This is a genomic window from Polaribacter gochangensis, assembly GCF_046224025.1.
GTDB lineage: Bacteria > Bacteroidota > Bacteroidia > Flavobacteriales > Flavobacteriaceae > Polaribacter > Polaribacter gochangensis.
On the sequence record NZ_JBJXRF010000003.1, the window covers coordinates 95,709 to 111,081 of the forward strand.

General features: G+C 33.1%; 10 protein-coding genes. 4 read left to right on the forward strand and 6 right to left on the reverse strand.

The window, feature by feature from the left end; all coding sequences use genetic code 11:
- From rlmB to ACEWL1_RS09750, 6 genes are all read right to left on the reverse strand, one after another.
- Complete coding sequence (gene rlmB, locus ACEWL1_RS09725; protein ID WP_409233124.1) at positions 1–750, reverse strand: 23S rRNA (guanosine(2251)-2'-O)-methyltransferase RlmB; 750 nt, start codon at positions 748–750, stop codon at positions 1–3.
- 71 nt (positions 751–821) lie between these two features.
- Positions 822–2,198: a RagB/SusD family nutrient uptake outer membrane protein gene (locus ACEWL1_RS09730; protein ID WP_409233125.1), complete on the reverse strand. Its 1,377-nt coding sequence runs from the start codon at positions 2,196–2,198 to the stop codon at positions 822–824.
- A gap of 5 nt (positions 2,199–2,203) precedes the next feature.
- Positions 2,204–5,263: a SusC/RagA family TonB-linked outer membrane protein gene (locus ACEWL1_RS09735; protein WP_409233126.1), complete on the reverse strand. Its 3,060-nt coding sequence runs from the start codon at positions 5,261–5,263 to the stop codon at positions 2,204–2,206.
- Positions 5,264–5,481: 218 nt separating this feature from the next.
- Complete coding sequence (locus ACEWL1_RS09740; protein WP_409233127.1) at positions 5,482–6,915, reverse strand: SusD/RagB family nutrient-binding outer membrane lipoprotein; 1,434 nt, start codon at positions 6,913–6,915, stop codon at positions 5,482–5,484.
- Between the two features lie 11 nt (positions 6,916–6,926).
- A complete protein-coding gene (locus ACEWL1_RS09745; RefSeq protein ID WP_409233128.1) occupies positions 6,927–10,076 on the reverse strand; it encodes a SusC/RagA family TonB-linked outer membrane protein in 3,150 nt (1,049 codons plus the stop codon).
- Between the two features lie 118 nt (positions 10,077–10,194).
- On the reverse strand, positions 10,195–11,868 hold the full coding sequence (locus ACEWL1_RS09750) for a BamA/TamA family outer membrane protein (RefSeq protein ID WP_409233129.1): 1,674 nt from the start codon (positions 11,866–11,868) through the stop codon (positions 10,195–10,197).
- 153 nt (positions 11,869–12,021) lie between these two features.
- On the opposite strand from ACEWL1_RS09750, the gene rpsL reads away from it, so the two are divergent.
- From rpsL to rpsJ, 4 genes are read left to right on the forward strand one after another with little or no spacing between them, the layout of a single operon-like run.
- A complete protein-coding gene (gene rpsL, locus ACEWL1_RS09755; RefSeq protein ID WP_188597492.1) occupies positions 12,022–12,396 on the forward strand; it encodes a 30S ribosomal protein S12 in 375 nt (124 codons plus the stop codon).
- A gap of 27 nt (positions 12,397–12,423) precedes the next feature.
- Positions 12,424–12,900: a 30S ribosomal protein S7 gene (rpsG, locus tag ACEWL1_RS09760; protein WP_301401481.1), complete on the forward strand. Its 477-nt coding sequence runs from the start codon at positions 12,424–12,426 to the stop codon at positions 12,898–12,900.
- A 3-nt stretch (positions 12,901–12,903) separates the two neighbouring features.
- On the forward strand, positions 12,904–15,021 hold the full coding sequence (gene fusA, locus ACEWL1_RS09765; protein WP_409233130.1) for an elongation factor G: 2,118 nt from the start codon (positions 12,904–12,906) through the stop codon (positions 15,019–15,021).
- A 19-nt stretch (positions 15,022–15,040) separates the two neighbouring features.
- A complete protein-coding gene (gene rpsJ, locus ACEWL1_RS09770; RefSeq protein ID WP_347174126.1) occupies positions 15,041–15,346 on the forward strand; it encodes a 30S ribosomal protein S10 in 306 nt (101 codons plus the stop codon).
- Positions 15,347–15,373: the final 27 nt, after the last annotated feature.

Sequence of the window (15,373 nt, forward strand, 5' to 3'; positions counted from 1 at the left end):
CTAACTACTAATTAACCTCTGTCTAACTGTTTCATATAAAAAAGCACCGCAAGCAACAGAAACATTTAAAGATTCAATCTCTCCTAGAATAGGAAGCTTTGCTTTATAATCTACCATTTTTAAAATAGAAGGATTTACTCCTCTATGTTCAGATCCCATAATAATTGCGATAGGTTGCTTAAAATTGATATCAAAAACAGAAGCGTCGGTTTTTTCTGTAGCAGCAACAGTTTTAATATCAGATGCTTGCAAGATAAACATCGCATCTTTAATATGATCTACTTTGCAAATAGGTACTTTAAAAGCAGCACCGGCAGATGTTTTTATGGTTTCTGCATTTACTGGTGCGCTTCCATTTTTCTGGATGATAATTCCGTTTACACCTGTGCATTCTGCAGTCCTTATAATAGCTCCGAAATTTCTAACATCAGATATTTGGTCTAATAATATAAATAATGGAGTTTTGTTTTTTTCTAGTGTAGTTTGAATCAATTCGTCTAAATCATAAAAATCAATTGGAGAAATTTGTGCGACTGCTCCTTGATGATTGTTGTATTTTGATAAACGATCTAATTTTTCTACAGGAACATTACTTGTAGAGATTCCATTTGCTTTTATCAAACTATTTAATTCAGAAAATAAACTTCCTTTTAATTCTTTTTGTAAATACACTTTACTAATTGTATTCCCACTGTTTATAGCTTCTATAATAGCTCTAATTCCAAAAATTATTTCTGTTTTTATTTCCATACTGCAAATGTAATTATAAAAAAAAAAACCACCTCAATTGAGGTGGTTTCTTTTATAATTCTAATAATTAATTAGTATCCAGTATTTTGAACCATATTTGAATTGGCATCAATTTCCCCTTGAGGAATTGGCCATGCAAATGCGTTATTTGGATACGTAAATGTTGCAGCAAAATTTTGTTGCACTGAAGTTTTAACTAATCCAGCTCCTGTTCTCATTAAATCATCAAAACGGAAACCTTCAAACATTAATTCTTTTCTTCTTTCATTTAAAATATCTGCTTTAGATATAGTTGTATATGCAGCAGCTCCTCTTTTGCTAGTAATAGCATTTAATTGAGCAATAGCAGCAGGATATGAAGCTACACCTTCTTCAAATAATGCTTCTGCATAATTTAAAATCACCTCTTCATATCTGATTACAACAACGTTGTCATATCCTTGATTTTCTGGCCATTTTCCAATATTTCTAAGCATCGTTCCTTCCATACCTAAAATACCTTTTCTTACATCACCAGCATCATAAATACCATCAACACCATCAATAACTTGAACATCACCGTAGCTTCCACCACCAGTTGTTCTATAGATGTATGCTAAACCATTACCACCTAAGTTATCAGTTGGACTAAAAGCTAATTCGAAAATAGAATTTCCATTTCCTTTACCAGCCCATGAAGTTACATAGTTAGCAGCAGACATTACAGAGTATAATTGAGAATCTATTACAACCTTTGCAGCACTCTTAGCTCTAGGGTAATCCCCAAAATAAATTGCAGCTCTAGACTCTAAAGCTTTAGCAGTCATTTTAGACATGTATTCTTTAGAACCATCAAAATAAGCATTGCTCATTTTAGTATAAGCCATTTCTAAATCTGCATAAATATCAGCTTTATTAGCTGCTACAGTTTCACGAGCAGGGAATAAATCAGATCCTTTAAATTCCTTAACATAAGGAACACCTAAAGTACCACCAGCGTGTTGTTGACCATACGTCTTTACTAAATCAAAATGAGCTAATGCTCTCATTGCATATGCTTGTCCTTGAAGGTGAGAACCATAAGCTGCATCTCCTTCTAAAGTAGATAAATCAGTTGCAATAACAATATTTGCAATTGCAATAGCACGATACGCATCATCAAACATAAAACCTGAGTTTGCGTTATAAGCTAAAGAAGCTTGTGTTGTGAAACGTCCAGAGTTACCGTTAGAAAAACAGTTGTCAGAACGAACTTCACCATTTATGATAAAATCTCTACCATAATATCCTGAGCCAGTAATTGCATTATAGGCTCCTTTCATAATACCTTCTACATCCGATACAGTTTTTATACTTCCTTCAACTGATTTACTTTGCTCTAAACTAGGGTCTAGATCAGCAGTATTACATGAAGAAAATATTAACGTAAAGATGAAAAGTGTTGTAAATAATTTATTTATTTTTTTCATGATCTCTAAAATTTAATGTTAATACCAAAAATGATAGACTTAACTGGAGGTGTTGTTAATCCAGCTGTTCCACCAGCATCTACCTCAGGGTCATATTTTAAGTTGTCATCTTTAACCCAAGTAAACAAGTTTGTTCCTCTTACGAAAAATCTTGCAGATGATACACCAATAGATTCTAATACATCAGCATCCATGTTATAACCAAAAGTTAAGTTTTTCAATCTAAAGTAATCTCCGTCATATAAGAACTTAGAGTTACTTTGCCATGGAATAGTTGTAGCTTGCATTCTACCAAATCTTGTTCCTGTGTCTCCAGGTTTTTGCCATCTATCTAAAATAGCATCTACACCAGAGTAGTATAAAGTAGAAAAGAAATCTGTACCATTAGTATATCTGTGCCAGTCTTCATATACTTTATGACCACCTGCATAATATCCATTAAGGTCTAAGAAGAATCCTTTGAAATCTACATGTACATTTAATCCACCTGTTAAAGTAGGAATTGCACTACCACCTTGAAATGCTCTTTCAGCAAGGTTAAAGTTGTTTGTAGTTGCACCGTCTTTACCATTTAGATAGTAAAGCTCATCACCATTAGCAGGATCTACTCCAGCCCATTTTTGCATGTGCCAAGCCCAAACTGGTTGTCCAACTTCTGTTCTAGATCTAGAACCACCACTAATATTGATAACTTCTCCGTTACCATCAACAGCTAATTCTAATACTTCGTTTTGAGTTGTAGCAAAGTTACCACCTACAGAAACGTTGAAGTCTTCAGATCTAATGATATCACCATTAAATTCAACCTCAAATCCTTTATTCTCCATTCTACCAATGTTTCTTGTTTGAGATGAAAAACCAGTAGTTAAAGAAAGAGGAACGTTTAATAATAAGTCTTTAGACTCTCTTCTATAGTACCCAATAGAAGCACTAATTCTATTTTGGAATAATCCAACATCTAAACCTAAATCAAATGTATGAGAAGTTTCCCAAGATAAATCGTTATTTCCAAAAGATGCCGGGTTAATAGCACCACCACCACCATAAGTTCCACCAAAACCAAACAACGCTTGGTAAGAGTTTAACCCAATGTTAGCATTACCAGTTACACCGTAAGAAGTTCTAATTTTTAAATTATTAATATAATCTAAATCTTCCATAAAGCTTTCTTTGTGGATGTTCCACGCTGTACCAACAGACCAGAAGTTACCCCATCTTTTTGCAGGTGCAAATCTTGAGTTCCCTTCACGAGTGTATGTTGCATCAAAAACATAACGTCCTTGAAAACCAGAATAGTGCATTAAACCTAAGTAACGAGCAACTGCCCAGTCAGAGAATGAAGAAGTTGCAGAAGTAGGATTACCAGCCGAAGCTAAGTTTGTCAATCCATCCGTCGCAAAGTTATCTCCATCACCATCTAAGTATAAGCTTCTATTTTTTTGAAACTCTTGTACTAAAGTAAAATCTAATTGATGATCTTCATTAACATTATAAGTATAATCTAAAGTATTTGCAAATACATATGTTACATTGTTTCTGTGTGCAGCCCAAGCATATCCGTTAGAACCTGCTCCGTCACCACTAATTCTGTTTCTATATCTTTTATAATTGTATACTTGATAATCGATATTGATTCTAGAACCTAAACGTAAGTTTTCGATTGGAGTTTCCCACTCAAATAAGTTGTTTGTAATAATTCTTGTAAATTTAGAATCATCAATATCATTTTGAGCAATCCATAATGGATTTGGTAACGTTGTATTTAAGTTAATAGTTCCATCAGGATTATATGGTTGATCAATTCCAGGCATAAAGAACTTAACCGAACGAGGTGAAGAAAAATAAGCACTAGCCTCTAACAAACCATCTTGATAAGTATGTGATGCACTATTTTTTGTAGAAAACTTTAATTTATCACTTAAGTTTTTCGAAAAATTAATAGATCCAGAAACTCTATCAAAAGAAGAACCAATTACAGTAGCTTCTTGATTGTAATATCCTAATGATGCATAAAAAGTATGATTTTCATCACCACCTTGAGCACTTAAGTTATATTCTTGAAATAAAGCATCTTTATTTTTAATAGCATCATTCCAGTTTGCTTCTGGTCTCCCAGCTGCATTCCATTTTTTGTAATCATCTCCGAAAAAACCAGTTACGTTATACCAGTTCTTTGCGTCAGCAACATTATTTAAACCAAACCCAGCACCATAAGTGTTGTATAAAGCTTCGTAAAATAACATTTCTCTTTCTGCACCTGTTAAAGGTGTAGGGCCATCAGTTGCATCATTTGAAAAACCAACAGAAGAGCTAAAGCTAAATGTTGTTTTACCAGACTTACCAGCTTTAGTTGTAATTAAAATTACACCATTTGATCCTCTTGCACCATATGCAGCAGTAGCAGAAGCATCTTTAAGTACGGTAATACTTGCAATGTTGTTACTGTTGATAGATGATAATGCAGATAAAGAAGAACCAGAACCTGTAGCAGAAACATTGCTATTATTCATTGGTACTCCATCAATTACATATAAAGGCTCATTACCAGCAGTAATTGAACTCACACCTCTAATTCTAATATCTGTTGTAGAACCTGGTGTACCAGAATCTCCATTAAATACTAGACCAGCTACTTTTCCTTGTAGAACTTGATCTACAGTAGAAACAGGAACTAATTCTATCTCTTCAGAGTTAACCTGAACAGTAGAACCTGTAAGTTCTGTTTTTTTCTGAGAACCATAACCTAAAATCACCACTTCATCAAGAACATTAGCATCTTCTGCTAAAGTTACATTGATTACTGCAGCACTTCCAACAGTTCTTTCAATTGTTTTGTAACCAAGGTAGCTATAAACTAATACATTACCAGACCTAGCTCTAATGGTATACTTACCATCAAAGTCTGTTTCAGTACCAGTTGTTGTTCCCTTAATTAAAATACTTACTCCAGGCAATGCACCAGATGCATCTGTAACAGTTCCTGAAATAGTCTTGTCCTGTGCAAAACTCATTTGCACAACAAACGCTAATAATAGCGTCAAGATTCCATTAAACTTTGTCTTCATTTTATAATTATTTGAATTAATTGTCACAAAAATCATAATTATTTCTTAATAAACCCAATTTTTTAACATTTATTATTCATAATTTTTACTGATTATACACATTTATCATATAAAATATAAATTTCAACATTTACACTTAATTTTGTGCATAAAAAAAAGCTGTAAAGAGAAATCTTTACAGCTTTTAATTTTTTTAAATTAAATTATACTTGTTTAATTTAATTTACATCCCACCATAATTTAGTGTGTAAAGTATCTGGTCCTTGCGAAGCAATAACATCAGCATAATTATCTGGGTTGTTATCTCCAACAGACCCATCGTAAGCGTGTCTTACAGGGATCTTTTGTACAAGTGCATAAGTAGAAGGAGTCAATGCAGGTGAATCCAATCTTCTCCACTCAGCCCAAGCCTCTGGTCCGTTTAAGAATAAAGACATGTACTTTTCGTAAGCAATTTCTGCCATAGTTGGATCAACAAGAGCGCTTGTGTTTGCTCCAGTATAAATATTCATATCTGCAGTAGCAACACCCCAGTCCATCATAGACGCTTCAATACCCATTTTAAAATGTGCACGAGCACTACCACCACCAACATTCCATCCTTTCAAAGCAGCTTCAGCTAAAGAAAAGTGAGTTTGTGCTGCTGTATAGATTGCTACTTTGTATGTAGGATCTCCAATTACTGTATCTGTAATAAATGCATAATCCTTAGTATTACCATTCACTTTACCGTTTGGAGCTCCAGCGTATGGATCAGCAACAGCAGTATTTTGAGCTGGTTTTGTATACTTGAATTTTCTAGGGTCAGTTTTAGCATTCATAAAGCCCATAATTGTTTCAGACATCAAATAATCTTCACGACTAAAGAATCTATCTTCCCATGGGTTATCACTACCTTCATCAGAACCATAATTAAATCTTATGTTTTGAGAATTGCTAGTAATTAATTTACCAGAAGCAACAGCTTGTTCAAATTTAGTCTTTGCAGTTCCTGCATCAATGTCTGAAATTCTTAAAGCCATAATCATTTTTAATGTGTTACCAAAAGTAGCCCATCTTCCCATGTCTCCATCGAAAAGCATATCTCCTTGAGGTCCTGCATTTGCATTGATTTTTCCTAAAGCATCATCTACTTCTGCAAACATATAAGTGTACAGCTCTTGTTGGCTATCAAACTTAGGTTGAGTTCCTTGGATTCCTTTAAAGGCTTCTGACCAAGGTAAAGCTCCCCAAGTATCTGTCATATAGTGTAAAAAGTATGCTCTTAATAATTTAGCAACAGCAATTTGATTGTTGTTGTCACCAAAAGAAGCTACTACAGGTGCAGTATCTGGATCTTCATTTACTTCAATAATCTTGTTTAAGTTTTGAATTGGTCCAGTGTACCAACCGTTATAGCTAAACGTTAAACCTGCATATCTAGAAGGTCCAGGATACTGTCCTTCCGTAATGTGTTGTACATAATTTATACCGCTTACAGTTGTAATAACTGAAGACACCGATATTTGAGCTGATGGCAACAGTTGAGATGTAACGGCAGCTGTAGGTCCATTTGGATTATTATTTATGTCTCCAAAATCAACAGTATCACATGAACTGATAATTGTAGCGGCAAACATAAAGACAGCTATTTTTTTAATTGTTTTTTTCATTTTATATATTTTTAAAATGTTAATTTTAAGTTCAATCCCAATGATCTTGTGCTTGGTAAAGTACCAGCTTCAGCCCAGTTCACTCCAGATCTTTTTTCAATTTCTGAAGGATCAATCCAAGGAACGTCAGAGTAAATTAACCAAACGTTATTTGCAAAAGCTCCAATAGAAGCAGACTTGATATTAAATTTACTTACAAAATCTTTGTCTAAGTTGTAGTTAAATCTAATCGTTCTAAGTTTTGCATAAGTTGCATCGTGTAAGTTGTTTTCATAAACGTTACCTAGGTTACCTAAGTAAAAATGATTTACAGCCTCTACGTATCTATCTACAACAGTACCGTCAGAAGTTGGGTTACCATCAGCATCTGTACCAGTTTGTAATACACCTACGATATGAACACCACCACCATTAGCTACAGGATCTCTTTTAGGATTTCCTTTGTCGTTTAATCCAGCAGTTTTCATTGATAAACCTGAGTGGTCCATATATCTTTCTGTTCTTGAGTAGTATCTACCACCAACTTGGAAATCAAAACCTAAGCTTAAGCTCATGTTTTTATAATCGAAGTTTGTTGTAACACCTCCTGTGAAATCAGGTAATAAAGAACCTAAGAATTTGTTAGGCTGTAAAGCAAAGTTACCACTTGCTTTGTACATGATTTCTCCGTTAGCTCCAGTTGCAAATCCTCTTCCGTAGAAAAGACCCCACTCTTCACCAACTCTTTCTTGTAATCTCATGTTAGATGTATAAGTACTTATATCTCTCGATAAAACACCATCATAGATAAAATCTACAACTTTAGATAATGTTGCAAAGTTTAATGCCAAACCAAAAGTAAAGTCTTCAGTTCTAATAACATCTCCAGATAAACCTAATTCAATACCAGAAGAAGTTGTTTTACCAGCATTTACTGTTACACCTGTATATCCAGTTGCTCCATCTAAAGGAACACGTACAGGAATACCTTCATCTTTTCTGTTAAAGTATGTAATATCTAAACCAAGTTTATTGTTAAAGAAAAACATTTCTGTTCCTATTTCTAATTCTTTTCTAATACCACCTTCTAAGATAGGATTTGCTTGCGTATTTGATACAGATAAAGTACCGTATCCATTATACAAGTTTCCAGGATTAAAAACACTAGAAATTTGATAAGCACCAGGGAAGAAAGGAGAGGTAGAATAACCAGCTCTAACTTTAGCAAAGTTTAAAACATCATTTTTAGGTAATACTTTATGAGCTAAGAAACTTCCTGAAAATCCGTAAGTTTCAACTCTATTTGCTGTTGGGTTAGCTGTTGATCTCCAGTCAAATCTGTATGAAGCATCAAGATAAACCATACTTTTGTATCCGATAGAAGTTTTAGAAAATAAACCTCTAGATTCTGTTTGAGTAAGACCAGCACTTGTGTTTACTGCATCTTTAGAACCTGCTAAGTTATAGAATAATGGAATAGTTAAACCTCCAGCAGAACTTGCGCTTAAAGATTTGTTTTCAAATTCACTTATTTCAGTACCGATAGAAAAATCAACATCTAACACGTCATCCATAAACTTATTAGTGTAGTTAGCCATTGCAAAAAATTCTTTTGTAGTAGCTCTAGACTGAGACTCTGAATAGAAAGATTGATCTAATAAACTTTTAGTTGTTCCTCTATCATCATTATGGTATGAGTTAAAAGTTCTTCTAACTTCTGCAGTAAATGAAATGTTGTCATTAAAAGTATAATTAGCACCTATTTTACCATATACAGCATTTTTATTGTTATGCTTTAAGTTCTCATAAGAATGTAAGTAAGGAGAATCCCAATATAATGGCTTAGTACTACGTGGACTATTAATATTCCAAGAAACAAGGTTACCTTGTTGCTCATAGTTTCTTAATCTTTTAAAGTCTAATTGTCTTTGCCACCATTGGTTAAAGTTAGACCCTAAGTTTCCATATCCTTGATCAGGATTGTTTAGTAATTGTCTGCTATCATAATTCATGTTAACAAAAAATTCTAAATTATCTGAAACGTTGTATTTAGCATTTAAAGCAATTCTAGTCTGCTCTCTTTTAGAATTAGGAATCACCCCATTTTGTTGTAAATAAGAAACTGAAGTTCTGAAAGAATAATCTTCGTCAGCCTTACTAAATGATACAGTTGCATTTTGAGTTAAAGAAACATCGTAGAATGTGTCAATATCATTTTCTGTAGGAGACCAAGGTCTTAATTCTCCAAAAGTTGGAGCTCCTTGGATCCATGAATCCCAGTGACGAACCATTGTTCCATCTAATTTAGGACCCCAAGACTCATCTGCGTAAAACTCAGGTATTTTTTGACCATCAAAAGACGCCCAAGAAGCAGGGTCAATTGCAGGGTTGTATGTAAAAGTACTCCAAGATTGGCTATACCCACCACCATACTCATTTTGCATTTCTGGTAAGTTTGTTACAGAGTTTACAGTAGTTGCATAATCTACATTTATAGATGCAGCACCTTTTTCTGCTTGTTTTGTAGTAATAACAATAACTCCGTTTCTACCATCAGGACCATAAATAGCTGTTGCAGAACCACCTTTAAGTACAGAGATGTCTGCAATGTTGTCTGTGTTAATGTCAGAAGAAGCATATACTTTAATACCATCTACAACATAAAGAACATTCGTTTCACCCCTTAATTTAATTTGAGAAGATCCGAAAGTAGAACTGTTGTTACCAACAATTTGTACCCCAGAAATTTTACCAGCTAAAGAGTTAGAAATATCAACTTCTTTTCCTTTAGTTAAAGCCTCACCCTTTACGGATTGTTGAGAGAAACCTAAGGCTTTCTTGTCTCTTTTAATTCCTAGACCAGTAACTACTACTTCGTCTAAAACATTTGCATCTTCTTTCATACTTACATTTATAGTATTAGAAGAGCCTACTTTTCTTTCAACTGTTGTGTACCCTAAGTAACTAAAACTAAGAACATCTCCTGTTTTAGCTCTGATAGAATATTTTCCATCGAAATCAGTTTCTGTACCTGTAGTTGTTCCTTTGATTAGGACACTAACTCCTGGTAAAGCACCTGAATTGTCAGAAACTGTACCCGAAACAGTTTTTTCCTGTGCAAAAGAAATTTGCACGACCAACGCTAGTAATAGCGTTAAAATTCCATTAAACTTTGTTTTCATTGTGTAATTATTTGAATTAATTAGAGCCAAAAATCATAAATAAAAGTTAAATACACAACTAAAATACTAAAAAATGTTAAATTAATTATAAATCAAAGTCAAGTTTTACCTAGCAATATTAAAATAATGTTATTAATTTGATAGATAAAATAGAAGCGTTTATTGCAGTTGTTCTTGTTGTTGATTTGCCATATGTATAAGAAATATCGATTGCATTCTTGTTTTTAATAAAGTTGTATCCAAAACCTAATGAGTATAAAACACTATTGTTTTCGTTTAAATTAAAAACCCCAACATCATGAATGCTATACAGGTAAGAATTATTTTTAGTGATAAGTCGAAGTTCGCTATTTAGATATGAAAACTTTGAAGCAAATATTGATTGTTCATTAAAACCTCTAATGCTATTTGTTCCTCCTTCTCTAAAAAGCTCATTGTTTAAATAAAAGTCAGAAAACAAGAAACCGCTTATGCTTCTTAAAAATAGAGCTGTTTTGTTTGAAGTTTTTATGACGCCAGAACTTGTGAGATGTAATAAAAGTTGCTTATTTTTTGTGTTTGTGTGTCTTGATCCGTAAGAAATGTTAAAATTAATAGTAATCTCATTTTTTTTTTGTGAATCGTAAAACATTCCAAGACCAACCATTTTTTTATCAAAACTAGAAATGTTGTTTGCAATTGAGTTTACTGTGGAACTCTCTGTGGAAAATATAAAAGATGCATCTATAAATTGGTTTAAAGGATAACTCAATAAAATTTTTGAGCTTGTGTTGGTGTAAGTAGAATCGTTTCTAAATATATTAAAAGAAGCTTGTGTACTAATTTTACTATTAAAAAGGTACGGTACTTTTGTGCTTAGGGTCACATCTTGTTTGTTATGGCTGTTATTTTTCCAATTGATTTTTATTTCTTCTCCTTTATTAAAAATATTCACCAAGTTCAAATCTAAATAGCCTCTAAAATTCAGTTTTTTGTTTTCGGTAGAAAAATTAATCAATCCATCAAAGCTGTTAGCGTTTTTCTTTTTTAAATATACATACAGAATTGTTGAGTCTTTACTGAATAAAATTTCTGGGTTTTTAATTTCTGAAGCAAAATGTAATCGATTTATTTTTTTAGAGATTTCTTCAATTCTACTTTCAGTGATTGCAACCTTCTTATTTAATTTTAAATAATGACTGATAAAAGCTGGTGGAAAATCTGTATATCCGTTTAAAATTGTTTTGTTGATGCTTCTTTTTTTAGAATAGCTAATTTGAAGTTCTGTATAAAGAGATTGATTTTTGAGGTTTGTGTTTATCAATTTAACTTTAGAAAAAAGTTGACCGTTTTCAGTTAGGTATTTGTTGATAGAGCTTAATAAAGGTTTTAGTTTCTTATTTTCAAGAATCAAAAACTTATTTTTGGTTTTTAAATTTAATGCTAGAAGAACTTTTGCGTCTTTTGGGTTTACCTTTATATATACGTCATTTATTTTTGTTCCTAATCTTACATAATATATGTGTTTCTTTTTTCGTTGATGGATGCTATCAACTAATAAGGTGTAATATCCTTTTTCTTTTAAAATGTTTAGAACACTGTCTTTTGTGTAGTTAAGTGCTGCTTTCTTATTAAATGCACTTTTATAAACAATGTTTTTGATAGTGTTGTTTTCGATACTGTCTTTACTTTTTATATTTAAAGTATAATTACTGTTTTCCTGACCGTAAGTTGTGCCAACAAAAAAACTAAAAAAAAGTATATATATAAAAGGTGTAAATTTTTTATTCAAAATCAATAAATCTATAGCCATTAAAAGTAAGTTGAAAATTATAATTAGCAATAAAAAAATATTGTTTTAAAAAATAACTTGCTGACATTTGAATAATTAGAAATTAATTGTACATTTGCAAACTCTTAAAAAGAGACAAATTATAAATAAAAACGTAATTATTAACAATTTAGTATGCCAACGATACAACAATTAGTACGTAAAGGAAGAACCAAAATAACTAAGAAGAGTAAATCGGCTGCTTTGAAATCATGTCCTCAAAGAAGAGGAGTATGTACACGTGTTTATACTACAACACCTAAGAAACCTAACTCTGCGATGCGTAAAGTAGCCAGAGTAAGATTAACGAACGGTAATGAGATAAATGCATACATTCCTGGAGAAGGACATAATTTGCAAGAGCACTCGATAGTATTAGTTAGAGGAGGAAGGGTAAAAGATTTGCCAGGAGTAAAGTATCACGTAGTCCGTGGAGCTTTAGATACAGCGGGAGTTGAGGGAAGAACTCAGCGTAGATCAAAGTATGGTGCAAAACGCCCAAAGAAGTAATTTTATTAACTTTTTTAATGTAAAGACATGAGAAAAAGAAGAGCGAAAAAAAGAATTCTTTTACCAGATCCAAAATTTAACGATCAATTAGTTACACGTTTTGTAAACAACTTAATGTGGGATGGTAAAAAATCAGTAGCCTTTAAAGTATTTTACGACGCGTTAGACCTCGTAGAAGAAAGAAAAGGTGAAGAAGAAAAATCAGCATTAGAAATTTGGAAAGAAGCATTATCAAATGTAATGCCTCACGTAGAAGTTAGATCTAAACGTGTAGGTGGAGCAACATTCCAAATCCCAATGCAAATTAGACCAGATAGAAAAGTTTCTTTAGCTATCAAGTGGTTAATCTTACACACACGTAAGAGAAATGAAAAGACAATGGCTCAACGTTTAGCTGCAGAAGTATTAGCTGCATCTAAAGAAGAAGGAGCTGCTGTTAAGAAAAGAGTTGATGTTCACAAAATGGCAGAAGCTAATAAAGCATTCTCTCACTTTAGATTTTAAGAAATGGCTAGAGATTTAAAATATACAAGAAATATTGGTATTGCAGCACATATTGATGCTGGAAAAACAACTACAACAGAACGTGTTTTGTATTATACAGGGGTTTCTCACAAAATTGGGGAAGTTCATGATGGTGCAGCGACAATGGACTGGATGGAACAAGAGCAAGAAAGAGGTATTACTATTACTTCTGCAGCGACTACTTGTACTTGGCAATTTCCATTAGAAAATGCACAGCCGACTTCAGATACTAAAGGGTATCACTTTAATATTATTGATACTCCAGGCCACGTTGATTTTACAGTAGAAGTAAATCGTTCATTAAGAGTTCTTGATGGATTGGTTTTCTTATTTAGTGCTGTTGATGGTGTTGAGCCTCAATCAGAAACTAACTGGAGATTAGCTGATAACTATAAAGTGCCTAGAATTGGTTTCGTTAATAAAATGGATCGTCAAGGATCTGATTTCATGATGGTTTGTCAGCAAGTAAAAGATATGTTAAAGTCTAATGCGGTGCCAATCGTTTTAAACATTGGTGACGAAGAAGATTTTAGAGGTATTGTTGATTTAGTGAAAAATCGTGCTATTGTATGGCATGATGAAACTCAAGGAGCAACTTTCGATGTGATTGAAATTCCTGAGGATATGAAGGAAGAAGCTCGTAAATATCGTGCACTTTTAATTGAAGAAGTAGCAAGTTATGATGAGGATCTTTTAGAGAAATTTATGGAGGATGAAGATTCAATTACAGAAGAAGAGGTGCATAGAGCATTGAGAGCCGCTGTAATGGATATGGCTATCATCCCTATGATTTGTGGATCAGCATTTAAAAATAAAGGTGTGCAGTTCTTATTAGATGCTGTATGTCGTTATTTACCTTCTCCTATGGATAAAGAAGGTATTGTTGGTATAAATCCAGATACAGATAAAGAAGAAATTCGTAGACCAGATGTAAAGGAGCCTTTTGCTGCTTTAGCATTTAAAATTGCTACCGATCCTTTCGTAGGACGTTTAGCATTCTTTAGATCTTATTCTGGTAGATTAGATGCAGGTTCTTACGTTTTAAATAATCGTTCAGGTAAAAAAGAACGTATTTCTCGTATCTATCAAATGCACGCAAATAAACAAAATGCAATCGATTATATCGAAGCAGGAGATATTGGTGCAGCTGTAGGATTTAAATCTATCAAGACAGGAGATACTTTATCAGACGAAAAACATCCAATTGTTTTAGAATCTATGGATTTTCCAGATCCAGTAATTGGTATTGCAGTTGAGCCGAAAACAAAAGCAGATGTAGATAAATTAGGTCTGTCTTTAGCAAAATTAGCTGAAGAAGATCCAACGTTTCAGGTAAGAACTGACGAAGCTTCAGGACAGACTATTATTTCTGGAATGGGTGAGTTACATTTAGATATTATTGTTGATCGTTTAAAACGTGAATTCAAAGTAGAAGTAAACGAAGGTCAGCCACAAGTTGAGTATAAAGAAGCTATTACTGCTTCTGCAGATCATAGAGAGGTTTATAAAAAACAATCTGGTGGACGTGGAAAATTTGCAGACATTGTATTTACGATGGAACCTGCAGATGAAGGTGTTCATGGATTGGTATTCGAATCTGTTATTAAAGGTGGTAATGTGCCAAAAGAATTTGTTCCTTCTATTGAGAAAGGATTCCAGATGGCAATGAAAAACGGACCTTTAGCAGGATACGAAATGGATTCTTTAAAAGTAACATTGAAAGATGGTTCTTTCCATGCTGTAGATTCTGATCAGTTATCTTTTGAGATTGCTGCTAAATTAGGATTCAAAGCTGCTGCAAAAGCTGCAAAAGCGAAGATCATGGAACCTATTATGAAGTTAGAAGTACTTACTCCTGAAGAAAACATGGGGGATATAGTTGGAGACTTAAATAGAAGAAGAGGACAAGTATCTGACATGAGTGATAGAGCTGGAGCAAAAGTGGTAAAAGCTACCGTTCCATTATCAGAAATGTTTGGATATGTTACTGCGTTAAGAACAATGTCATCAGGTAGAGCAACATCAACAATGGAATTTTCTCACTATGCAGAAACTCCATCTAATGTTTCTGAAGATGTAATTGCAAAAGCAAAAGGATAATTTACTAAATAGATAAAAAATGAGTCAAAAAATTAGAATCAAATTAAAGTCTTATGATTACAATTTAGTAGATAAATCTGCTGAGAAAATCGTAAAGACAGTAAAGAGTACGGGAGCATTAGTAAATGGTCCAATTCCTTTACCAACACATAAAAAGATTTTTACAGTATTGCGTTCACCACACGTAAACAAAAAATCTAGAGAGCAATTTCAATTATCTGCTTACAAAAGATTATTAGACATTTATAGTTCTTCTTCGAAAACTATTGATGCTTTAATGAAACTTGAGTTACCAAGCGGTGTAGAAGTTGAGATCAAAGTATAAGTAAATAAAACGAGGCTTTCAGTTTAT